A 21,228-nucleotide genomic window follows, 5' to 3' on the forward strand; every position below is an offset into this window, starting at 1 on the left:
GCCACGTCCCCATCTGGATCCACTCTATCACCCACCACCCTCCGGCGCCGGAAAAGCCAGAACCGCGCGCAGGCCCGGCTTGTTGTCCTCAAGGCGTAGGCTGCCACCGTGCAGTTTCATCACCGCCTTGGCAAGGCTCAGGCCCAGGCCCAGGCCCGGCTGGGTGCGGCTTTCCTCAAGACGCACGAAGCGCTCCGTCACCCGGTCATGGCTCTCCTCAGGAATGCCGGGGCCGTTATCGGCAACGACGATCAGGACGTTCTTGTCCTGCCGCTCCATGGAAAGGGTGACCGTCGCGTTCGCCCCCTCCCCGCCGGCATATTTGATGGCATTGTCGACAAGGTTGGAAACCGTCTGGCCGACCAGTTCGCGATTGATGCGCAGCGGGGTCTCGTCGAGTTCGCCCAGCGACAAGGAAACGCCCGCGTCCTCGGCCACCGGCTCATAGAGATCGGCAACGTCGCGCAAGACCGGCGCGGCGGGCATGACCTGCATGCTCTCGCTGGAATAACCCGCTTCCAGCCGGGAAATCATGAGGATCGCATTGAAGGTGCGGATAAGCTGGTCGGATTCGGCGATGATATCCTCAAGCGCACTGCGATAGTCCTTTGTCAGCCTACCGCTTGTCAGCGCCGCTTCAGCCCGGTTGCGCAGGCGCGTCAGCGGCGTCTTCAGATCATGGGCGATATTGTCCGAAACCTGCTTCAGGCCGTCGTTCAGTTCCTGGATGCGGCCCAGCATGGCATTGAGACTGCCGGACAGGCGGTCAAATTCGTCGCCCGACCCGGAAATCGGCAAGCGTCCGGTCAGATCGCCATCCATGATGCGGTGGGAAGCGGAAGAGAGCTGATCGATGCGGGCCAGCGCGCGACGGCCGACGAAATACCAGATCAGGAACGCACCGACGCCCATGATGCCCAGCGCCAGCATGAGCGCGCGGCGGACGATATCGCGAAAGCGCTCGGGCTCGCCGAGATCGCGGCCGACGAGGATGCGCATGCCGTTGGGAAGCGCGATGACGACGGCAATGGCCTTGTGAACATCGCTGGCGCTCTGCTCTCCATAGCGCTGATAGGTGAAAGCGCGCTCGACCATCCCGTCCGTATCGAGAACACCAGGCTGCAGGCTTTCGACATTGCCGGCGAGTATGCGCCCGGCGGGATCGGCGACAAGATAGAGATAGGCGCCGGGCTGGCGGGAGCGCCTGTCGATGATGCGCACCATGAGTGGAATACCGCCACGGTTATAGGCAGCGCCGATCGAGGCGACTTCCTCGCTGAGCGATTGCTGGGTCTGGTTTGTGAGAAGCGAAACCGAAAGATTCGTCATGTAGATGACGAGCGCGATGGCGCCGAGCATGAACAACAGGAGGTAGAGCGCCGACAGCCGCGCCGCGGTCGTACGCATCAGGGCGGCAAAGCGGCTCATCAGGCGTCTCCGGCTGCCTTCAGCATATAGCCCGCGCCGCGCACGGTATGGAGCAGCGGCGTCTTGAAGCCTTTTTCGATCTTGCCGCGCAGCCGCGAGATATGGACATCGATGACATTGGTCTGGGGATCGAAATGATAATCCCAGACATTTTCGAGAAGCATTGTGCGGGTCACCACCTGCCCGGCATGCCGCATGAGATATTCGAGCAGGCGGAACTCGCGCGGCTGCAGAATGATATCCGTGCCGCCACGGCGCGCCGTATGCGCAAGGCGATCGAGCTCGAGATCGCCGACACGGTAGATCGTGTCGGCCTCGCGGGGGCTGGAGCGCCGGCGCAGGACCTCGACACGCGCCAGAAGCTCCGAAAACGCATAGGGTTTCGTCAGATAATCGTCGCCGCCGGCGCGCAGGCCGGTGACGCGGTCATCGACCTGGCCCAATGCCGAAAGGATCAGCGCCGGCGTCTCGATGCCCTTGGCGCGCAGGCCGGCGATGACGGCGAGACCGTCGCGGCGCGGCAGCATGCGGTCGATGATCAGCACATCGTAATTGCCGCTTTCCGCGAGCGCATAGCCGGTTTCGCCGTCTCCGGCGATATCGGCAGCATGGCCCGCCTCGGCAAAAGCCTTTTCCAGGTAGCGGGCCGCCTCGCGATCATCTTCTATGACGAGAATCTTCATGAGCAGCGATCATAACCGTTGGTTGCTGTGTAAGGGAGTAGGGAATAGGCAATAGGGATTAGTAAAAGCTATTTCCCTACTCACTACTCACTATTCCCTACTCCCCTATCAAAACGGGCAGCGGATCGATTGGACCCGCTGCCCTGCATTTCCGATACGCTGCCCAAACCACACAGGCAAGAAATGCCGGAGACGGAAGACTGGAAAACTGGTCTCCGGCTCTCCTGTGCTCAGCCCTTAGCGATCGGAAGTGCGACGAAGCGGCTCTGGTCGTTGGTCTGCAGCTGCAGAAGCACCGCGTTGCGACCCGCCTTCTCGGCGTCCTTGATCGCGGCGTTGATGTCGTCAACGTCCTTCACCGGCTTGTTGTTGACAGTGACGATGATATCGCCGGAGTTGATCCCCTTGTCGGCCGCATCGCTGTCGGGATCGACATCGGTGACCACGACGCCCTTGCCGTCTTCAGAGGGAACGACGGTGAGACCATAGTCATCGAGCGTCTCGCCATCGCCGGGCTGCTGGGACGACTGACCCGTGCCCGCCTGCTCCTGATTTTTCGGCATGGCAGCGATCGAGAGGTCGATGGTCTTGGCCGCATTCTTGCGCCATACCGTCACCTCCGCCTTTTCGCCGGGGGCGATCGCCGCAACCTTGCGGGCGAGATCGCGCGGACCCTCGACCGTTTCGCCATTGACGGCGGTGATGACGTCGCCCGTCTCAATGCCGGCCTTGGCGGCCGGTCCGTCAGCCTGCGGCGAAGCGACGATCGCGCCCTTGGCCTCGGAAAGCCCGAGCGATTCGGCGATTTCCTTGGTCACCGGCTGGATCTGCACGCCGATCCAGCCGCGCTGCACGGAGCCGGTCTTGATGATCTGGTCGACGACCTGCTTCGCCGTGGAAGCGGGGATGGCGAAGGCGATACCGACATTGCCGCCGGATGGCGAGAAGATGGCGGTGTTAATGCCGATCACCTGGCCCTGCTGGTTGAAGGCGGGGCCGCCGGAATTGCCGCGGTTGACCGCCGCATCGATCTGGATGAAATCGTCATAGGGGCCGGCGCCGATATCACGGCCGCGGGCCGAGACGATGCCCGCCGTCACCGTTCCGCCGAGGCCGAACGGATTGCCGACGGCAACCACCCAGTCGCCGACACGGACGTTGTTGTCGTCGCCGAAGGCGACATAGGTGAACTTGCGGCCCTTGGGATCGACCTTGAGGACGGCGAGATCGGTACGCGGATCGGTGCCGACGAGCTTGGCATCGAGCTCCGTCCCGTCGTCGAGGACCACCGAATAGGCGTCGCCACCGGACACAACGTGGTTGTTGGTGACGAGATAGCCGTCATCGGAAATGAAGAAGCCGGAACCCTGCGACACCGGACGGGCGCGACCGGGGCGATTTCCGTCACGCTTCCGCTTGCCTTCCGGGCGGTCCTGGCCGCCAAACTCGCGGAAGAAGCGCTTCAGCGGGTGGCCATCGGGAAGCTGGTCGAAGCCGGGACCGGAAAAGAAGCTCGGGCCGCTGTCGGATGTCGTCTGCACATCGCTCTTGACGCGCACGCTGACGACGGCGGGGCTCACCTTTGCAACGACGTCGGCGAAGCCGGGCTGTGTGGGCCCATCGACGCTGACGGGATCGGCCAGCGCAGGCATGACGGCGCTGAGCGGCCCGTTCGCCAGGACCGCACCGGCGAGCGCCGAAGTCATCGCCACGGCGATGAGGCTCTTGCGGTACAGGGATGGGGACTTTTCTTTCGGCATCGGATTCTCCTTGGGCATTGATAGGCTGGCCGAACGACCGTTGAGCACTAAATGAGCATTAGAGATAATGCCGACAACCTTACCGGTTAATTTCCGCAACATGAAAGTTTGGTAAGGTTTCCGATTTACTACGCCCCGCCGTCCTTCATGATCTCGGCCAGCTTCCGGCGTTCCTCGTCGGAGAGCGGTGGGGTTTGGGCCGCCGACCTGCGCCGCGCGGAGACAAGGAGGAAACCGCCGCCGATCAGCAGAATCGCGATCGGAAAGCTCCAGAGAAGAATGGTCTTGGCCTCCAGCCGCGGCTTCAGGAGGACGAACTCGCCATAGCGCGCCACGACGAAATCGAGCACCTGCTCATCGGTATCGCCGGCTTTCAGCCTTTCGCGCACGAGAACCCGGAGGTCTTTCGCCAAATCCGCATTGGAATCGTCAATCGATTGATTCTGGCAGACCATGCAGCGCAGTTCGGCCGAAATCGTGCGGGCGCGCTGTTCCAATACGGGATCGGGGAGGATTTCGTCCGGTGTGACGGCGTGGGCTGTGGTGGCGGACAGGAGCGCGAAGGCGAGGAGGAGTGGTTTCACCACTCCCACCGTCATCCTCGGGCTTGACCCGAGGATCCACGGCAAGGAAGCACCAATCTTCTCGCCGCACTGACGCATTCCAGCAAGCAGGAACCGCCCAATATCTCTCTTGATAATCATACAATCCCGTTGCGCATGATAGTCCCGCTTCCGCCCCCTTGCCGTGGATTCTCGGGTCAAGCCCGAGGATGACGGCGGGAGGATGGGAAGATGGCCGGCAGGCCAGAGGGGGGTATCTGGAGCCAGCGTTTCCATCATGCCGACGCCTCCGCCGGGCCGGAGCGCGGCCCCTTCGCCCTCGCCGGCGCGCCGATGCGCAGGCGGCGATCGAGCAATGAGATGCACCCGCCCGCCATCATCGCCAGCGCGCCGAGCCAGATCAGCGTGACCAGCGGCTTCCACCAGACGCGCACGACGATACCGCCGGCGGCCAGATCGTCGCCCAACGAGATATAGAACTGGTTGACGCCATGGGTGACGATGCCCGCCTCGGTCGTCGGCATGCGGCGCGCGGGATAGAAGCGTCTGGCCGAGACGATGGTATCGACCTGCCGCGCGGCGTTGTCGAGAAGCGCGAAGCGCCCCTGCTGCTCGGTATAGTTCGGTCCGATCGCCGGGGTGAGCCCGTCATAGCGCAGCCGGTAGCCGGCGACGGGCAGCGTCTCGCCCGGTTTCATCGCTACCACCTGCTCCGTGCCGAACGTGGTGACGCTGACGATGCCGAGCAAGGTGATGCCGAGCCCGAAATGGGCGAGCGCGGTACCGAAGACCGAGCGCGGCAGGCCGACGAAGCGGGCAAAAGCGGTCGCGGCGGACACCTTGCCGATGCCGGCCTTGAGCGCCAGATCGGTCAGACTGCCGGCCATCACCCAGACGGCAAGGCCGATGCCGAAGGCGGCAAGCACCTCGCGGGCAGACGTCTTGTAGAGGATGAAGCCGGTGACGAGCAGCGCCAGGGCGAAAGCCGTCAAGAGCCGCTGGCCGACGCCGAGGAGATCGCCACGCTTCCAGGCGAGCAGCGGACCGAACGGCACGGCCGCCAGCAGCGGGATCATCAGCGGGCCGAAGGTCATGTTGAAGAACGGCGCGCCGACGGAGATCTTGTCGCCGGTCAGGGCTTCGAGAAGCAGCGGGTAGAGCGTGCCGACCAGCACGGTCGCCGTGGCCGTGGTCAGGAACAGATTGTTGAAGACCAGCGCACCTTCGCGCGAGATCGGCTGGAACAGGCCGCCGCTCGACAGGCTCTGCGCCCGAAAGGCGAAGAGCGTGAGGGAACCGCCGATGAAGAGGGTGAGGATCGCCAGGATGAACAGGCCGCGGCCGGGATCGGTGGCGAAGGTGTGGACCGAGGTCAGCACGCCGGAGCGCACGAGGAAAGTGCCGAGCAGCGACAGCGAGAAGGTGAGAAGCGCCAGCAGCACCGTCCAGATCTTGAGCGCGGAACGCTTCTCCATGACAAGGGCGGAATGCAGGAGCGCCGTGCCGGCAAGCCACGGCATGAAGGAGGCGTTCTCCACCGGATCCCAGAACCACCAGCCGCCCCAGCCCAGCTCGTAATAGGCCCAGTAGGAGCCCATGGCGATGCCGCCGGTTAGGAACATCCAGGCCGTCAAGGTCCAAGGCCGCACCCAGCGCGCCCATGCCGCATCGATCCGGCCCTCGATGAGGGCTGCGACGGCAAAGGAGAAGCAGACGGAAAAGCCGACATAGCCGAGATAGAGAAGCGGCGGGTGGATGGCGAGGCCGATATCCTGAAGGATCGGATTGAGGTCCTGTCCCTCCAAAGGCGCCGGGGCGACGCGCGCGAAAGGATTGGACGTGGCGACGATGAAGAGGAGGAAGGCCGTGCCGATCCAGCCATGGACGCCCAGAACGTTGGCTTTAAGCGCGGGCGGGAGATTGTTGCCGAAAAAGGCGACGAGGGCGCCGAAAAAGGCGAGGATCAGCACCCAGAGCAGCATGGAGCCTTCATGATTGCCCCAAACGCCGGTGATCTTATAGAGAAGCGGCTTTTGCGAATGCGAGTTCTCGACCACGTTGAGGACGGAGAAATCGGAGACGACATAGGCGTGGACGAGCATCGCAAAGGATAGGGCGATCAGGGCAAAGACGGCAAAGGCCGTCGGCACCGCGACCGCCATCATGCGCGGATCGCGGCGCCTGGCGCCGGCAACGGGCAGGACCGACTGCACCAGCGAAAGCGCCAGTGCCAGAACCAGTGCGAATTGTCCGATCTCGGCGGTCATCTGCAGTCGTGCACTCCAACACCCCCCTCTGGCCTGCCGGCCATCTCCCCCATAAGGGGGGAGATTACGCTGCCATTTACCTTGCCGCCAATCGCGGATCTTGCAGAATATGCGCCATCAGCAATGCAAGCCAATCTCCCCCCTTGTAGAGGAGATGCCCGGCAAGGCAGAGGGGGGTGATCAAATGCCAGCGTTTTCATAGCGTCAATTGTCCTACTCACCCTGCCAGACGCCCTTTGCCTTCAGGCTGTCGGCAACCTCCTTCGGCATGTAATTCTCATCGTGCTTGGCAAGGACGCTGTCCGCCGTGAACGTTCCGTCCGGCCCGAAGCGCCCTTCCGTGACGACGCCCTGCTCTTCCCGGAAGAGATCGGGCAGGATGCCATCATAGGTCACTTTCACGCTCTTGATGGTGTCGGTAACCGCAAATTGAACCTGTGTGCCGGCGCCGCGCACCACCGTGCCCTTTTCCACGAGGCCGCCCAGGCGGAACCGCGCGCCCGACGTCATGTCCTCGGCCGTCAGGTCCGCAGGCGTGCGAAAATAGCGTATATCCTGGCCGAAAGCGATCAGCATCAGGGCCACTGCGAGCGCCAGCACCCCCATCGCGCCTGTGATCACAGCAAGACGTTTCTGTTTGCGGCTCACGGTTTTGTCTCCGTCAACTCCAATCCAAGCTCCTTGGCAAAGGCCATGAGGTCGTTACGCTTTTCGCCGGCCAGCGCATCGCTGCCGCGCTTGAGCGCCGCAAGCGCATCGTCGCGGCGGCCAAGAACCAGATAAGACCTGACGAGCCGCTTCCAGCCTTCCAGATCGTCGGGATTCTGCTTCAACCGCTCGTCGAGACCTGCCACCATCGAATTGATCATCTCGTTGCGGTCTTCCGCAGCCATCTTCGCGGCCGCTTCAACATCCCCCTGACCGGGCCCGCTTGCCGGGGCTGCATTCCTGATCTCGGCGATCGCCGCCCCAAGCTGATCGCGCCAAGGCGCATCGGCAGGCGCTTTGTCGAGGAAGGCCTGCAGCATGTCCGCCGCTTCCTCGTTCTTGCCTTCCTGCATCAGGCCCCTGGCGATCATGAAACGCGGCCTGACATCGCCCGGATCCAGCGCCGCGGCGCGCTCGAACATGGCCTGCGCATCCCCGGTGATGGTCCCGCCGGCAGCGGTGGCCAGCGCCTCGCCAAGGCCGAACGCGCGTTCGGCCGATTCTCCCTGCAGGCGGACCGCGTTGCGATAGGCGTTGACCGCGTCATCGGCCCGGCCCAGGCGCAGGTAAACCGGCGCGAGAACGTCCCAGCCCCGCCCGTCATCGGGATTTTGCGCGAGATGCGCCTCGGCCCGCGCGATCAGTTCGCTCACCGATCCATCCGCCGGGTTGCTGGCCATGCGCCCGGCCAGCGGCTGCGCCGGCATATCGGGAGAGCCCGTCAGGGCGTAAAGGCCCCACGAGATCAGCGGCACGGACAGCACCGCCGAAAGAACGAGCCAGCGCGCGCGCTGCACGCTCCGGGGCGCGGAGCTCCCCTGCCCGGCCTCTTGCTCCGCCTTCAGCATACGGCGGGCGATTTCGGCGCGCGCCTGCTCGGCGCTTTGCGGATCGATCAGCCCGCGTGCCGCGTCGGCTTCAACCTCGCGCATCTGATCGCGGTAGACTTCAAGGTCATACTGCCCGTCCGCGGCGGTTGCCGCTCTCCGCCGCGTCAATGGCAGGAGAACCGCAAGCGTCGCGGCAAATGTCAGAAGAACAGCAATCAGCCAGAATTCCATGCGGGCAGACATAATCGCCCGGCGTCACGAATCCAATCGGGAACCGGACGAATAGGGCAATTCGCCGCAAATTTGCGGTCGATTAATGCGGCGAGCAATTTGCTGCGCGGGCGGGACTGTGCCCGCACATATCCTATGTCAGCGGCGTCCAACTGCCGTCGGGGTTGCGGCATGCGGTTCCGCGCACGGTCTGCGGGGAGCCATCGATCGTGAAGCTGTGCGTATATTGCCGGCAGTTCTGCGAGCCCACCTGATAGGGCTGGGCGGCCACCACTTCCCCCGACTGCGCGCCGGAAGCACTCTTCCAGCTCGTCGCCTGGCCGACGGGGCTATATTCCAGCGCCTTATATTCCGCCTCGAGCGCCTTCTTGCGATCCGCCGGGGCGAGCCTGCCTGCCGATGCGCCGAGGAGGCCGTTGCCCAATTCGCCCAGCACGCCGGAGCCGACGCCGCTCGCCGAGGGCGCATTCACCGGCGCGACGGTATTCGGACCTACGGCAGGTCCCTGGCCGGAAATGGTGCTGCATGCGGACAGGCTGAGCAGGGAGATGATGACCGCGATCGGCGCAACAACAGGTTTCATGATAATCTCGATTTGATCTGGTTATGAATATCGAATGTTTGCCAAAGCTTATGTCAAGCGTTCTAATGATCTCAGCGCTAAAGACAATCGTCAATTTTCAACAAGGGGTAGAACGATCCGCGCGGCAAGGCCACCCAGGCGCGATTTCTCCAGCCTGAGCGTTCCCCCATATTCGCGCACCGTGTCCTGCACGATGGAAAGACCGAGGCCTGTGCCTGGCTTGGTCTCGTCGAGACGATGGCCACGCATCAGCGCTTCCTTGATCTTTTCCGGCGCGAGGCCCGGACCGTTATCCTCGATGGAGACCTCGAAGCCGGCATGCGGCGGCATGTCGGCCTTTGTCTCGAAATGCGCTGGCGCAAGGCTGACCTTTATGACCGAGCGGCCCCATTTCGCGGCGTTCTCCATCAGATTGCCGATGATCTCCTCGAAATCCTCGCGCTCGCCGGCGAAGATGGCGTTGGGCAGATTGTTGTCGAAGCTGATCTGGTAGGCGGGGTTCAACTTGGCGGTGACGCGGATCATCCGCTCCAGGACCGGGACGACAGGCGTGCGGAAAACGACGCTGTCGCGCTGGGCGGCGATGCGGGCGCGCTGCAGATAATGCTGGACCTGCACCTGCATGGCCTGACTCTGCTCGACCACCACCCTGCCCTTTTCGCCGCCGATGCTACGGCCTTCGTTGACCAGGACTGAAAGCGGCGTCTTCAGGGAATGGGCGAGATTGCCGACCTGCGTGCGCGAGCGCTCGACGATGCGGCGGTTGTTCTCGATCAGGGCGTTCATCTCCTGCGCCAGCGGCGCGATCTCGGTCGGCAATGTGCCGTCGACGCGCGCTGACCGCCCCTCGCGGATATCGGCCAGCGAAGCGCGGACCCTGTCGAGAGGACGCAGGCCGAACAGGATTATGGCCGCGTTGATAAGAATGCTGCCCAGGCCGAAAATACCGAGATAGGTATAGAGCGTGTTGCGGAAATCGCGGATTTCCTTCTTCACCTCGCTCAGATTTCCCATCACGCGGAAGCGCGCCACGCGATTGGCCGCGTCGAGGACCACTTCCGTTTCGACGACGGAAAGCTCCTCGCCCTTGAGACCCTTCTCCGTATAGGTGCGTGTAAAGGACTGGTCGAAGGGCGCCTTGGAGAGCGGCATCTGCGGGACGGTGTGTCCGGCGAGCGACGGCGATTCAAGCCGGCCCTTCAGATTGTCGGAGACCGGCTCCACCGACCAGTACCAGCCGGAAAGCGGGCTGGAATAGCGGATTTCGCCCAGTTCCGGCCGCCCCTGCAATTCGCCGTCGGGAGAGACGCTGACGGCCCCGACCAGGCTGAAGAGATGGGCTGAAAGAAGCCGCTGGAAGCTGCGCTCGCTCGCCTCGCGGTAGAGCGCGGAAATGACCGTGGCCACGACCACCAGCGCAATGATGACCCAGACCGTCGACAGAGTGACAACACGCAGCGCCAGCGAGCGCCAGGTCGGGATAAAGCGGAGCACCGTCAGTTTGGAGCGTCCTTCGTCTGATCAGCCCTGATGCGATAGCCCATGCCGCGCACGGTTTCGATGAGATCGATACCCATCTTCTTGCGCAGGCGGCCGACGAAAACCTCGATGGTGTTGGAATCGCGATCGAAATCCTGGTCATAGAGATGCTCGACCAGCTCGCTGCGCGACACCACCTGATCCATATGATGCATGAGATAGGAAAGCAGGCGGAATTCGTGCGAGGTGAGTTTCAGCGGCACGCCGTCGACGCTGACCTTCGAGGATTTCGTATCGAGGCGCAGCGGTCCGCAGATCAGTTCCGACGAGGCATGCCCCGCCGCGCGGCGGATCAGCGCCCTGAGCCGCGCCAGGACCTCCTCGATGTGGAAGGGCTTGGCGACATAATCGTCGGCGCCGGCGTCGATGCCGGCGACCTTGTCGCTCCAGCGGTCGCGCGCCGTCAGCATCAGAACCGGCATCGTGCGTCCGTCGCGGCGCCAGCGCTCCAGAATGCTGATGCCGTCCATCTGCGGCAGGCCGATGTCGAGAACCACCGCGTCATAGGGCTCGGTATCGCCGAGATAGTGCCCCTCCTCGCCGTCATAGGCGCGGTCCACGACATAGCCCGCCTCGACCAGGGCCTCCGCTATCTGCCGGTTGAGATCCTTGTCGTCCTCGACAATGAGGATTCGCATATCGCCGCTCCCTATCGGTTACGCAATTCCCGCCGGTCAGTTGGCGGGAACAGCAACCTCGACACGACGCGGACGCTCACCGTCGCGGCCGGGGACCAGCACCACAACGACGCAGACATCGCGCCCGTTCTGCACGGCCGGTGTCGCCTTGGTCAGGGTTCCGCCCTGCTGGGCGGCAACCTGCTGCCCGATCGCGACACAATCGCCGGCCACGCGCGTCAGAAGCGTGCCCGTTCGCGGAGCCGTCAGCGGCAAGGTCGCCGCATGCGCAGCCGATGCGCCGGCGAGCACCGCCAGAACGGCAATAAGTTTGGGAGCAGAAAGATGTTTCATCATGGCGCCTTCTATAGCGCTTTCTAGCTGAACAATGAATGAACGGTAAAGGCCCCGACAGCCCTTGCCGAGGCCTTCTACCTTATATCGTTAAACAGTTGCTTACGAAATCCTGGAATCCGCGTTGAAACGGCCGACGATGGCGATCAGTCCGGAGAGGGCGGTGACGAATTGCATGATGATCTCGACCAGCGACGGCTGGTCGATGGTCTCGGTGGAAATGCCGAGCAATCCGGCGATCGAGACGGCAAAGGTCACTGCGGAGGCCCATATGGTCTTGGAGAGATACCAGGGTTTTACTGCGTTCATGCGGGTTCACCTTTCTGTGGTTGGGTTTTTTTGATAGGGAGCGTGGATGACGGAAGAGAAATCCGGGCATACCTGCCCGTCCCGGTCCGGGCGCTGACCATCGCCACCGCCAGTTCGAACGGTTCGTCAGGACCGCCCAGATCGGCTGCCTGCTCCTGCGCGGTATAACGCCATGACGGCGCGCTCACCTCGGCCCGGCGGACGAGCGCCCCTTCCCGCCGGATTTCGACCTGATAGAGCTCCTGCTCCTCGCCAAGCGGAATATCGGCGCCGAGCCAGCTGTCGGCATCGATGCGGCCGCGCCGGATCCAGTTTGCCGCGAGGTCACCGTTCTCCAAGCGCCTCACGGCCAGATGGACCGGGCTCAGCGGCTCGAACGCCCGCAGGCCGCCGGCGGCTGCGACCGTATCGAAATAGGTGTCCGAAAAGTCGCGCCCCGATGTGCCGACCCGCCAGTTGAGCGACAAGCCGATTTCCGATGCCTTCAGGCCCGCGGGAACCACCGCCTCGTCGAGCAGCACGAAAGGCGTGCCGGCCGGCTTCGGCGTTGCGGCCTCTTCCTCCGTGCCAAGCTGGCCGCGCAGCAGGCAGGAGAGCCGCCATTGGCTATCGGCCACCTCCGCTGCTTCGAGAAACTGGAAGACCTCCCAACGCCCATCCGGCGCCTGCAGCAGGCCGGCATTGGCACCGTTGAAGAGCTGCGCCATCGGCTGGGAGCGCAACTCCCCGGCGTAGAGCAGCATGTCAACCGACTGCGCGGTCATGAACCTGCCGCTATTGCCCGGCGGCAGCGGCGTGATCAGTTCGCCGATGATGGCTCTGCCGCCGACAAGCGTACGCAGGGAATAGCCGTCCGCCTGCGGCGAGGCATAGGCGCTGACGCCGCGCCATGGCCTGGCATAAGCGGCAAGACGGAGCTGGCTCGCCGCCTCCTCGGCGCCCGGCCAGGCGGGCAGGTCGATCATGTGGATAAGCGGTTTTCCGTCATTCGCCGCGGGATTGCCCGGCGGCGCCGGCGGTAGAATACCGTTATCAGGGAAACGCATATGCGGCGCGATGGCGACCGCCTGGACATTGCGCGCCGCGCCGTCTTCCAGAGCGGTCACCACGAATTCCGTTTCCCCGGCATCGCCGGTGCCGCCGGAAAGGCGGATCCGGTCACCAACCGTCAGATCCGCATGGTCCCAGGGGACGGAAAGGCTGCGCGTTCGCCGCTCCGCCCAGCGCCTGCGCAGCCAGCTTTCCGCCAGCGCCTTCGCCTGCCCGGTCTCCATAGCGCCCGCCAGCGTCAGCGTCTCGATGCCCTGTCCACGACCTTCGGTCCTGACCGCAGCCGCGCTGCCCGTCTGGTAATCGCGCAGCGGATCGGTGAAGAACACCTCCACCGCTCCGGGAAGCTCGTTACGGTCTTCGAGCACGGATATCAGCGAGGCCGCTTCATCCGGCAGGACGATGTCCTCGACCACACGGGCCGGGGAAAGCCTGGCGGCACTGCGGAAGACGAACCGGCCGTCCGCTTCGAAAGCATGGACGCCGAAGAGCTCCAGCAGAGGCTCCAGGACGGAACGCGCCGTCGCCGGCTCGCCGATGACGAAGCCTGAGAGGTAACCATCGGCGGCTGATGCATCAGGCGTCTCTAGTCCGAAGTCCCGGAAGATGGCCGAGATCAGCTCGTCGAGTGCGACGCCGCTCAGCCGGCCGTTCAGCCAATGGCCGAGACGCCAGTTGCCGGCATCGCCCCAGAGATCGCCATTGAGCGGGAATTCAGGAAAAGGACGGGTGTCCCACGCCCAGAGATAGATGCGGCTTTCATCCAGCATCCGTCCGCCATAAAGGGGCGAGACGGGATTGCCTGCATTCTCCGGCCGGCTCCAGTAATCGAGATGCGCATCGAGAAAGCGGCTCTGCGCCAGATCGGACCGCGAGCCGTCGGAGAAATAAGGAATGGCGTTTTCGGAGGATTTCGGGTCGGGAAAGACATTGGGCTGATTCGGCCCCTTGTCCACGGCGGGACAGCCGAGCTCGGTGAACCAGAACGGCTTCGATTTCGGCTGCCATGCGGTGGGCACCGCGCTTTCCGCGCCATTGATCCGGTTATAATGCGGGTTCTCCCACCAGCTCTTCAAATCCTTGTAGCGGAAGACCCAGGGCTTGCCGGCGAGGCCGTCGGTAATCGGTGTGCGGACGCGGTTCCGGCGATCCTCGTCGCTGGCGTAATACCAGTCGAAGCCCTCCCCGCCGGCAATCGCATCGACAAGGCCGTTGCTGTCGTGAGCGCCAGAGAGATTATCCGGACCGAAACGCCGGTCGTCCTCGTCGCGCCAGTCCGAGAGCGGCATGTAATTGTCGATGCCGACCGCGTCGATCGCCGAATGCGCCCAAAGCGGATCGAGATGGAAATAGACGTCGCCGCTGCCGTCCTGCGGGTGGTGGCCGAAATATTCCGACCAGTCGGCGGCATAGGTCAGCCTGCAGGAGTTCCCGAGACGGGAACGCATTTCGGCGGCGAGATCGCAGAGAGCGGATACGAAGGGAAAGCCGTTTGCCTCGTCGCGCAGGATCGTGAGCCCCCGCAGCTCCGAACCCAGGATGAAGGCATCGACGCCGCCGGCTTTCGAGACCAGATCGGCGCAATGCCGGACAAACCGGCGGTAGCCCCACTCGCCATCGAGAAAGGCGGCGATCTGATCGGCCGCCGCAGCCGTGCGATCGGCGCTTGCAGGATAACAGGTGATGCGGCCGCGCCAGGGATAGGCGGGCTGGCCTTCCCCGCCATAGGGCGATGGCAGGCTGTTGCCGGCGGCGATGTCCATCATGACGAAGGGATAGAAGGTGACCTGCAAGCCCCGCGCCTTCGCATCGCGGATCGCGGCGACGACGCTGTCGTCCGCCGGCGTGCCACCATAGGCCGCGCCCTCCCCATTGCGCGAGACGAGATGCGCCTGCCCCCGACCCAAACCGGCGACGGCCCATGCCCGGCTTGGCTTTCTGGCCACCCGTTCGACCACGCCGGGGCGAATGCGGCATTCACCGGCGCGCAGATCGTCACCGAACCAAGGCACGACCAGCGCCACATGCTGGAGGTTGGGGCAGAGCGCCTGAAGCTCGTCCATAGCGGCGTGCCAGTCGCTCTCCGCACGCAGCGCGTTGCGGTTGAGCGCCCGCGTCTCTCCCGGCTTCGGCTCATCCGTCACCACGTCAGGCGAAAGGCCGAATTCGGTCGAACCCGGAATGAGCGCCACCGCCGTGATGCGCTTTGCGAGAGCGCCGACGGGCCGCATCACCTCGAACTGGATCTGCGGCAGCCGGTTGCCGTATTCATCGATTGGTATGCGCTCGAAGACGACATAGGCGGTGCCGCGATAGGCGGGCGCATTGTCTGCCCCCTGCTTCGCCTCGATCAGCGGATCGGGCAGCTGGTCCTCGGTACCGCGATAGACGCGCATTTCCACCGTGGTCTGGTCGAGCTCCCTGCCGTCCACCCAGATGCGGCGGATGCCTGATATCTCGCCCTCCGCGATGGCATAGGCGGCATTGGCGAAATAGCTGTAGGTCGTGCTCTTCGCCCCGCCCTTGCCGCCCTGGCGGGTGGTCTTCGATGTCTCCTCGAAGCGGGTGGCCCAGATCAGCGTGCCGGAAAGGCGGGCCGTGCCATAGACGAAGGGAAGCGCCGCGCCCTCCTCCGCCGTCGTCGGCTTGGCGCCGGCGAGGCGCGGCCCCTCCACATGGCGCGTCGCGTTGATGAGCGCGGTATCGACAAGATAGCCGCCCAGCGCGCCCGCCGCCGCACCGATCGTGCCACCAAGCGTGCCGAAAAAGCCGCCGAGATAGGCACCGGCGGCCTGGAGAACGAGTGTCGCCATGGAGTTTCCCTTATTAAAGCAGTGCCTCGGGCAACACCCCCCTCTGGCTTGCCAGCCATCTCCCCCACAAGGGGGGAGATTACGACTTTATCAACGTTCGACTTCAATCGCGGACGTTGCAGAACGGGGGCGGAGAGTTGTGTCGGCCAATCTCCCCCCTTGTGGGGAGATGCCCGGCAGGGCAGAGGGAGGTATAGCCGGAAACCCAAACACCGCCGCCACCCTTCTCCGCCATTGCGGAACCAGCGCCGAGGCCATCACACGATGGCCCTCATAGGCGTGGATGAAGCGGTTTTCGGGCGCGAGAATCCCCAGATGCTTGGCGGCAACCGAGGGACGCCAGCGGAAGACCAGAAGGTCGCCCGGCTGCATCGCTTCAACGGGCTTTTCCACCATGTGCCGGCGCGCCGCCTCGATGAGCGGATCGCCGCCTCCGGCTTCCGCCCAGTCGGGTGCATAAGCGCCCGGCGCTTCCGGCTCCTCGCCATAAAGCGCGCGCCAGATGCCGCGGACGAGGCCGAGACAATCACAGCCAATACCTTTCGACGATCCGCCATGGCGGTAGGGCGTGCCGATCCAACTTTTCGCCTCAGCCAAAATTGCGTTCATGGCACCAGCGGGCCTCCGTCGAATTCATCACCGCCGCTGACGTAAGCATAAGCCGCATCATTGCCGGGCAGATGCGGGAAGCCGCGAAAGCTGACGCCGTTGGCGAATTTCGCCTTGCATTGCGCGAAGCTCTTGTCGCAGCCGGCGATGATGCGGAACGTGTCGCCGACCGCCACGGGGTCCGTCGGGATATCGCGCAGCGCGATGCGGTTTGCCGCATGGCTGACGACGACCGTCGTCCGTCCCGCATTCGCCCCGCTATCCCAAGTCAGGTGGCCATTGTCGAACCAGCCGGACCGGAAATGCTCAAGACCGGTTACGAGAAAGGCGGCGTCATCGGTCTGGATCACCCGCCCTTCCGCAAAATAACGCGGATCGGCGGCGTTGACGCCGCAGCGCCGGTCGCCCAATTCCGCATCGCAATTGCGCATGACGCGGCGGCCATGGATCTTGTTGAGGCCGGCGGCGGCGCTTTTCAGCTCGGCGGTGAACTTGCCGTCGGAGCACGCGATCTTGCCTATGCCCGAGCGGCGCAGCAGGACGTTGTCTCCCGGCAAGGACCAGTTGACGAGATAGGTCTCGACCGTCGCACCATCATAAAGACCGCGCTCGATATCCGCCCGGTCGATGGCGAGCGAAGAAAGCGCGCCTTCGATCTCGGCGCTATCGATGGAAAGGCCCAGCGCCGTCGCCGCCTCACTGCCGGTCATCCCCGTCTGCAGTTCGCACATGACATCCGAAACGAGCAGCGGCCGGTCATGGTCGGTGAAGCCTAGGGCGACACCGTCCTGCCGGCGGATGATCCAGGCGAAACAATGGGTTGTAACCGTCCTCTGCAGATGTGATTCAAGGGTTTTCGGAATGGGGATCATGATGGGAGCCTTTCATATTGTAGGCATCGCTCGCCCCCTCTGCCCTGCCGGGCATCTCCCTATTCCTCTGTCGTCATCCTCGGGCTTGACCCGAGGATGACAATGGGAGGTGCGGGAGATGGCCGGCAGGCCACAGGGTGTAACAGCACTCCCGCTTAGGTTTTCACCTCGATGATCGGGATCGAAGGTATCTCACCGGCCTGGAACGAGGCGATGCTGGCGGTGAGCCGGTCGGTATCGAAGCGCACCGCGACATCGAAGACAAAGCCGGCGGTGACAGAGGCCCCATTGGGCGGGATGGCGTCTGGGGCGAAGGTCACGATGCCGGTCAGGCTATCGACGGTGAACGCCTCCCCTTCCACCATCTCCACCCCGGCGACGGCAATCCTGACCATTTCGGCGACCGGCTTGGTGACCGGGCGGACATAGGCTCCCTTGCCGTAGTGCTTGACCAGCTGGAAATCGGCCGTGACGCCGTCACCCGTGCCAATCAGTTCATCATCCGCCTCCTGATCGAACGGATCGCGGAAGCGGAAGGCGTGGAGCGAGCCATGCCGCGCCTCGAAGAAGGCGAGCACCTCCCGGAGGTCCTGCAGCGAACGCAACCCCGTGCCGACATCGAAATGCCGGCGCGACTGCGCCCAGCGCGCATTGCGCTTCTCATGGCCCGATGTGAGCGTGACGATCTCGTTGCGCCATTCCGGCCCTCCCGTTGCGCCGAAGGAGACGCCGAGGGGAAAGCGCACGTCGTGGAAGGAAGAAATTTCGGCCATGATGTTCACAAGCTCCTTGTTCCACGCCGGGCGGCCCGCGCCAGCATGCCCGACACCTGCGCCTCCGATTTGCGGAAGGAGGCGGCATCCGGCGTCGATACATTGAAGACGACCTGCATCGGCTTTGTCCTGCCGCCCGCCGCCACGCCGAGCCGGCCATCCGCGCCACGGGCGAGCGGCAGGATCGCCTCCGCGCCCGCCTCGCCGGTCAGCCCCAGCGAACCGCCGGCCATGCCGAAATAGGTGGGGCTCGACACGACGCCGCCCTTGGCGAAGGGCGTGACGCCGCCCAGGCCGCCAAGCAGGCCGGAGAAGAGCGACGACATAAGCCCCTGCAGCGGCTTCATGCCGGCATCCAGCGCCAGCCCCGCCAGATTGGTCGCAAGTCCGCGCAATACGTCGTCGAGGCTCCGCCCGCTGACGGCCGCTCCCTTCAACGCCGCCGTCAGGCTGGCCCCGAACCGGCCGGACTTCTTCTGCAGATCGTCGAGCGCGCGATCAAAGGCGCTGGTATCGGCGTCGATCGCGACCGTCACATTCTCGGTTTCTGTCATGTCTCACCTGTCGGGAAATGCTTGGCAGAGGGCGTCGAACGCTTCGCGCGATGGCGCATTCGCCGCTCGTGCCGTGAGGCCCAAAGCCGCCGCCAGCTCGCGCGGCGTCATGGCCCAGAAGGTTTTTGGAGAAAGCCGCAGATGCCCCAGCCCCGCCTGCATGGCTGCATCCCAGGGAAATGGAGGTGCTGATTCAGCCGCGGCTCTTAAGGGTTTGGCGCAGAATCGCTTTCCGGCTTTGATGTCGTTCCGAAAGTGGCGGTCAAAAGCTCGCTGACGATGCGGGCAAAACCCGCCGCGCCGCCATCGGCCTGCATCCCGGCCACGTCTTCCTCGGTGACGCTGTGGCCGCCGCCGCGCAAGCCCGCCGTGATGATGCGCACCATGTCGCGCGCCGAAAGCCGGGCTGAGGAAAAACGTGCGATCAGCGCCGTCAGATCCTCCGCCTCGAAGGCCGCCTCCAGCTCGGCGAGGCTCCCAAGCGTCAGGCAGAGCGCCCATTCGCGACCATCGAGAACCGCCGCCACCTCGCCGCGATGCCGGTTCACCATCATATGAGCTCTCCGAAGGTGATCACGCCGGCCGATTCCAGCGCGATCTCGAAGGTGACCTCCGCATCGTGATTGCCGCCATATTCCAGCGCGGTGATCTGGAACGGCCCGTCGAGCGTGCCGAAATCGGGCAGGATGATCCGCCAGGCGAGGATCTCGCCATTGAAGAAGGCGGCGCGGGTGAGCGCATCTGACGCGGCATCCCTAAAGATGCCGGAGCCGGTGACGGTGGCGCGCTGCACGCCGCTGCCGCCGAGCAACTGCCGCCACCGGCCGGCGGCATCGGCGTCGGTGACGTCGACCGTCTCGGCATTGAAGGCGATGCGCTTGGCGCGCAGGCCCGCGCAGGTTTCATATCCTCCGTCGGGACGGGCGAGCTTCAGCAATATGTCCTTGCCTCTCTGGGCGGGCATGGAGAGTTCTCCTTATAAGCGGAAGAATACGTTCCCCCTCCGGGCTACCGCCAATCTCCCCCTTGTGGGGGAGATACCCGGCAGGACAGAGGGGGGTGATTGAAGTGCGCTATGCTTGTTCCGTCACCGCACGATATCTCAGCAGCCCGTGATAACCGTCGCGCTCGTCATCATTGCGGGCCTGCGAATATTGCAGCGCCATGTTGATGAGCCGGTGTCCGTCGAGCGTCAGGGCGGCCTGCGTTATCCGGGTGGCGATCAGCTCCATGATCTCCAGCACCTGCTTCCTGCCGCCGGCGCGCGCCCAGACATGGATGGTGAAGAGATGCTCGTCGCCAACCTCGCTGTCGGTGCTCCAGTCATAGACCGCGGTCTGGCCGAAGGTGACGTAAGGGAAGGCAGCGGCGGCCGGTATGTGATCGTAGATATTGGGCCCGCCCAGTTTCGCCGCCAGGGCAGCATCACCGGAAAGGGCGAGATAGACCGCCTTCTGCAGTTCCATATTGGCGCTCGTCATCGGTTTCGTCTTCCTTCCGTGCGTCCGTTCTCGGTTCCATCAGCCCTTCCCGCAGTTCTTTATTTTTGCGCAAGTCCGGACGGAAAACCGCTTCACACTTTTCCTGGACTTGCTCGACGCCACGCCAGCGCAAGCTGCGGATCAGGCCATCCATGGTGAGAGCCATAGAGAGCTTCATCGGCCCTCCTCCCTCACCCGAGCGAGACAATAGCGGCCGCTTTCATCGGGATCATGAACGGTGAGGATAGTGAAGCACCGCCCGCCCTTGCGCAGCCGCATGCCGCTCGCGATATCATCGCGAAAGCGCATCGTGATGCGGTGGGTGATCTCCTCGAGCGGCTGCGCTCCGAAGTACCGCACCGTATCGGAAACCGGCTCGATACGAGCCCAGAGGGTGGCGATCTCCTCCCATGTCTCCCTATAGCCGCCGATGCCGTCGGCAACTGGCCGGAGCCGTTCGAGCGCCAGTTCGCTCGTCAACCGCCCGGCATCGATGAAGACCGTGTTCATAGCGAAACCCTGCGCCAGATATCGACGAGGCGGTCGAAGGCCGGCGGGAAGGAGACCGGCTGCGCCTCACCGTCGAACGCACCGCGAAACTCGTAGAGATGGGCGGTGAGCGTCAGGATGGCGTGCTTCAGGCTATCTGGCACATCCGCGCCGGTTTCGCCGAAACCCGCCACGAAATCGATCTCCAGCCCGCCGAGTGCGGACGATCCCGCACGCGGGCTGAGATAGAGCCGCTGCGGCCGCGAGCCCTTGTGCAAATGGCGCTCGCCCGCGCCGATCGCCGCCGGCGTGCCGTCGGGCTCGTATGCGCGAATTTCCACGATTTCCCGCACGGGATAGCGGAAGAGCGCGATGCGGCCCGAGCGCGGCCAGCGGTCGAGATGGAGCCGCCAGGTCTGGTCGATCAGCGCCAGCCCCGTTTGGGCTTCCACCACCTCGCGCGCCGTGCGCAGGAGCTGCTCGATAACGGCGTCCTCGCTAGTGGAGGAAATCTTGAGAAAAGCGCGCGCGTCGGCGAGCGTCACCGGCTCTGCCGCCGGCGGCGTGATCAAATGCATGGTCATGGGGAAGTCCTTGGAGTGTTCAGGTAAAAACGTCGGCGGGACAACGCCCCCTCTGGCCTGCCGGCCATCTTTCGCCTGCTATCGTCGTCATCCTCGGGCTTGACCCGAGGATCCATGGCAAGGGAGCGGAA

23 protein-coding genes and 1 pseudogene are annotated in these 21,228 nt (G+C 64.2%); all 24 read right to left on the reverse strand.

Annotation, left to right across the window (positions count from 1 at the left end):
* Positions 1-27 precede the first annotated feature (27 nt).
* On the reverse strand, positions 28-1,431 hold the full coding sequence (locus tag ATN84_RS00175; RefSeq protein WP_201026318.1) for a sensor histidine kinase: 1,404 nt from the start codon (positions 1,429-1,431) through the stop codon (positions 28-30).
* Positions 1,428-2,111 (reverse strand): response regulator transcription factor, encoded by a 684-nt coding sequence (locus tag ATN84_RS00180; RefSeq protein ID WP_068879534.1) that lies wholly within the window; start codon positions 2,109-2,111, stop codon positions 1,428-1,430. Before ATN84_RS00180 ends, ATN84_RS00175 begins: the two co-directional genes overlap by 4 nt.
* Positions 2,112-2,341: 230 nt before the next feature.
* Positions 2,342-3,871: a Do family serine endopeptidase gene (locus tag ATN84_RS00185; protein WP_068879535.1), complete on the reverse strand. Its 1,530-nt coding sequence runs from the start codon at positions 3,869-3,871 to the stop codon at positions 2,342-2,344.
* A gap of 128 nt (positions 3,872-3,999) precedes the next feature.
* Positions 4,000-4,470, reverse strand: coding sequence for a cytochrome c-type biogenesis protein (locus tag ATN84_RS00190; RefSeq protein WP_068879536.1), 471 nt, complete (start codon positions 4,468-4,470; stop codon positions 4,000-4,002).
* Between the two features lie 239 nt (positions 4,471-4,709).
* Complete coding sequence (locus tag ATN84_RS00195) at positions 4,710-6,701, reverse strand: heme lyase CcmF/NrfE family subunit (RefSeq protein ID WP_068879537.1); 1,992 nt, start codon at positions 6,699-6,701, stop codon at positions 4,710-4,712.
* Between the two features lie 213 nt (positions 6,702-6,914).
* Positions 6,915-7,349: a cytochrome c maturation protein CcmE gene (gene ccmE, locus ATN84_RS00200; RefSeq protein WP_068879538.1), complete on the reverse strand. Its 435-nt coding sequence runs from the start codon at positions 7,347-7,349 to the stop codon at positions 6,915-6,917.
* Positions 7,346-8,470: a c-type cytochrome biogenesis protein CcmI gene (ccmI, locus tag ATN84_RS00205; RefSeq protein ID WP_068879539.1), complete on the reverse strand. Its 1,125-nt coding sequence runs from the start codon at positions 8,468-8,470 to the stop codon at positions 7,346-7,348. The genes ccmE and ccmI overlap by 4 nt, the downstream gene beginning before the upstream one ends.
* 133 nt (positions 8,471-8,603) lie before the next feature.
* Positions 8,604-9,053, reverse strand: a complete 450-nt coding sequence (locus tag ATN84_RS00210; protein WP_068879540.1) for a hypothetical protein — start codon at positions 9,051-9,053, stop codon at positions 8,604-8,606.
* 90 nt (positions 9,054-9,143) lie between these two features.
* Positions 9,144-10,475 carry an ATP-binding protein gene (locus ATN84_RS00215; RefSeq protein WP_068880791.1) on the reverse strand — a complete coding sequence of 444 codons (1,332 nt, stop codon included), beginning with the start codon at positions 10,473-10,475 and terminating at the stop codon, positions 9,144-9,146.
* 74 nt (positions 10,476-10,549) lie between these two features.
* Positions 10,550-11,230, reverse strand: coding sequence for a response regulator transcription factor (locus ATN84_RS00220; protein WP_068879541.1), 681 nt, complete (start codon positions 11,228-11,230; stop codon positions 10,550-10,552).
* A 36-nt stretch (positions 11,231-11,266) separates the two neighbouring features.
* Complete coding sequence (locus ATN84_RS00225; protein ID WP_068880792.1) at positions 11,267-11,563, reverse strand: hypothetical protein; 297 nt, start codon at positions 11,561-11,563, stop codon at positions 11,267-11,269.
* A gap of 102 nt (positions 11,564-11,665) precedes the next feature.
* Positions 11,666-11,872 (reverse strand): hypothetical protein, encoded by a 207-nt coding sequence (locus ATN84_RS00230; protein WP_068879542.1) that lies wholly within the window; start codon positions 11,870-11,872, stop codon positions 11,666-11,668.
* Entirely contained in the window at positions 11,869-15,735 is a 3,867-nt protein-coding gene (locus ATN84_RS00235) for a baseplate multidomain protein megatron (RefSeq protein ID WP_068879543.1), read from the reverse strand. The genes ATN84_RS00230 and ATN84_RS00235 overlap by 4 nt, the downstream gene beginning before the upstream one ends.
* A 198-nt stretch (positions 15,736-15,933) precedes the next feature.
* Positions 15,934-16,344: pseudogene (locus ATN84_RS00240) on the reverse strand (C40 family peptidase); the annotation flags it as partial.
* The gene (locus tag ATN84_RS00245) at positions 16,341-17,216 is read right to left on the reverse strand and encodes a DUF2163 domain-containing protein (protein ID WP_068879544.1); all 876 of its coding nucleotides are present in this window, start codon (positions 17,214-17,216) and stop codon (positions 16,341-16,343) included. The pseudogene ATN84_RS00240 and the gene ATN84_RS00245, both read right to left, overlap by 4 nt.
* 155 nt (positions 17,217-17,371) lie before the next feature.
* Positions 17,372-17,989: a DUF2460 domain-containing protein gene (locus ATN84_RS00250; protein WP_068880793.1), complete on the reverse strand. Its 618-nt coding sequence runs from the start codon at positions 17,987-17,989 to the stop codon at positions 17,372-17,374.
* A 5-nt stretch (positions 17,990-17,994) separates the two neighbouring features.
* Positions 17,995-18,543 (reverse strand): phage tail tape measure protein, encoded by a 549-nt coding sequence (locus ATN84_RS00255; RefSeq protein ID WP_068879545.1) that lies wholly within the window; start codon positions 18,541-18,543, stop codon positions 17,995-17,997.
* Between the two features lie 3 nt (positions 18,544-18,546).
* Entirely contained in the window at positions 18,547-18,786 is a 240-nt protein-coding gene (locus tag ATN84_RS25755) for a rcc01693 family protein (protein WP_280139603.1), read from the reverse strand.
* Complete coding sequence (locus ATN84_RS00260) at positions 18,750-19,097, reverse strand: gene transfer agent family protein (RefSeq protein ID WP_244490957.1); 348 nt, start codon at positions 19,095-19,097, stop codon at positions 18,750-18,752. Before ATN84_RS00260 ends, ATN84_RS25755 begins: the two co-directional genes overlap by 37 nt.
* Positions 19,094-19,507, reverse strand: a complete 414-nt coding sequence (locus tag ATN84_RS00265) for a phage major tail protein, TP901-1 family (RefSeq protein WP_068879546.1) — start codon at positions 19,505-19,507, stop codon at positions 19,094-19,096. The genes ATN84_RS00260 and ATN84_RS00265 overlap by 4 nt, the downstream gene beginning before the upstream one ends.
* A gap of 109 nt (positions 19,508-19,616) precedes the next feature.
* Positions 19,617-20,024: a DUF3168 domain-containing protein gene (locus ATN84_RS00270; protein WP_068879547.1), complete on the reverse strand. Its 408-nt coding sequence runs from the start codon at positions 20,022-20,024 to the stop codon at positions 19,617-19,619.
* On the reverse strand, positions 19,969-20,202 hold the full coding sequence (locus ATN84_RS27195) for a hypothetical protein (RefSeq protein ID WP_161939544.1): 234 nt from the start codon (positions 20,200-20,202) through the stop codon (positions 19,969-19,971). The genes ATN84_RS00270 and ATN84_RS27195 overlap by 56 nt, the downstream gene beginning before the upstream one ends.
* Positions 20,199-20,534, reverse strand: a complete 336-nt coding sequence (locus tag ATN84_RS00275; protein WP_068879548.1) for a phage head closure protein — start codon at positions 20,532-20,534, stop codon at positions 20,199-20,201. The genes ATN84_RS27195 and ATN84_RS00275 overlap by 4 nt, the downstream gene beginning before the upstream one ends.
* The gene (locus ATN84_RS00280) at positions 20,531-21,097 is read right to left on the reverse strand and encodes a head-tail connector protein (RefSeq protein ID WP_068879549.1); all 567 of its coding nucleotides are present in this window, start codon (positions 21,095-21,097) and stop codon (positions 20,531-20,533) included. The genes ATN84_RS00275 and ATN84_RS00280 overlap by 4 nt, the downstream gene beginning before the upstream one ends.
* Between the last annotated feature and the right edge of the window lie 131 nt (positions 21,098-21,228).

Source organism: Paramesorhizobium deserti (assembly GCF_001558695.1).
Taxonomy (GTDB): domain Bacteria; phylum Pseudomonadota; class Alphaproteobacteria; order Rhizobiales; family Rhizobiaceae; genus Paramesorhizobium; species Paramesorhizobium deserti.

Bases quoted from the DNA above. Each gene is read 5' to 3' on its own strand.
- ATN84_RS00190 (WP_068879536.1), bottom strand. From the start codon at position 4,470: ATGACGGTGGGAGTGGTGAAACCACTCCTCCTCGCCTTCGCGCTCCTG.
- ATN84_RS00255 (WP_068879545.1), bottom strand. From the start codon at position 18,543: ATGACAGAAACCGAGAATGTGACGGTCGCGATCGACGCCGATACCAGC.
- ATN84_RS00230 (WP_068879542.1), bottom strand. From the start codon at position 11,872: ATGAACGCAGTAAAACCCTGGTATCTCTCCAAGACCATATGGGCCTCC.
- ATN84_RS00185 (WP_068879535.1), bottom strand. From the start codon at position 3,871: ATGCCGAAAGAAAAGTCCCCATCCCTGTACCGCAAGAGCCTCATCGCC.
- ATN84_RS00275 (WP_068879548.1), bottom strand. From the start codon at position 20,534: ATGAACACGGTCTTCATCGATGCCGGGCGGTTGACGAGCGAACTGGCG.
- ATN84_RS00235 (WP_068879543.1), bottom strand. From the start codon at position 15,735: ATGGCGACACTCGTTCTCCAGGCCGCCGGTGCCTATCTCGGCGGCTTT.
- ATN84_RS00220 (WP_068879541.1), bottom strand. From the start codon at position 11,230: ATGCGAATCCTCATTGTCGAGGACGACAAGGATCTCAACCGGCAGATA.
- ATN84_RS00260 (WP_244490957.1), bottom strand. From the start codon at position 19,097: ATGATGGTGAACCGGCATCGCGGCGAGGTGGCGGCGGTTCTCGATGGT.
- ATN84_RS00195 (WP_068879537.1), bottom strand. From the start codon at position 6,701: ATGACCGCCGAGATCGGACAATTCGCACTGGTTCTGGCACTGGCGCTT.
- ATN84_RS00250 (WP_068880793.1), bottom strand. From the start codon at position 17,989: ATGGCCGAAATTTCTTCCTTCCACGACGTGCGCTTTCCCCTCGGCGTC.
- ATN84_RS00265 (WP_068879546.1), bottom strand. From the start codon at position 19,507: ATGCCCGCCCAGAGAGGCAAGGACATATTGCTGAAGCTCGCCCGTCCC.
- ATN84_RS00270 (WP_068879547.1), bottom strand. From the start codon at position 20,024: ATGACGAGCGCCAATATGGAACTGCAGAAGGCGGTCTATCTCGCCCTT.
- ATN84_RS00280 (WP_068879549.1), bottom strand. From the start codon at position 21,097: ATGACCATGCATTTGATCACGCCGCCGGCGGCAGAGCCGGTGACGCTC.
- ATN84_RS00225 (WP_068880792.1), bottom strand. From the start codon at position 11,563: ATGAAACATCTTTCTGCTCCCAAACTTATTGCCGTTCTGGCGGTGCTC.
- ATN84_RS00180 (WP_068879534.1), bottom strand. From the start codon at position 2,111: ATGAAGATTCTCGTCATAGAAGATGATCGCGAGGCGGCCCGCTACCTG.
- ATN84_RS27195 (WP_161939544.1), bottom strand. From the start codon at position 20,202: ATGAAGCTCTCTATGGCTCTCACCATGGATGGCCTGATCCGCAGCTTG.
- ccmI (WP_068879539.1), bottom strand. From the start codon at position 8,470: ATGGAATTCTGGCTGATTGCTGTTCTTCTGACATTTGCCGCGACGCTT.
- ATN84_RS00210 (WP_068879540.1), bottom strand. From the start codon at position 9,053: ATGAAACCTGTTGTTGCGCCGATCGCGGTCATCATCTCCCTGCTCAGC.
- ATN84_RS00245 (WP_068879544.1), bottom strand. From the start codon at position 17,216: ATGATCCCCATTCCGAAAACCCTTGAATCACATCTGCAGAGGACGGTT.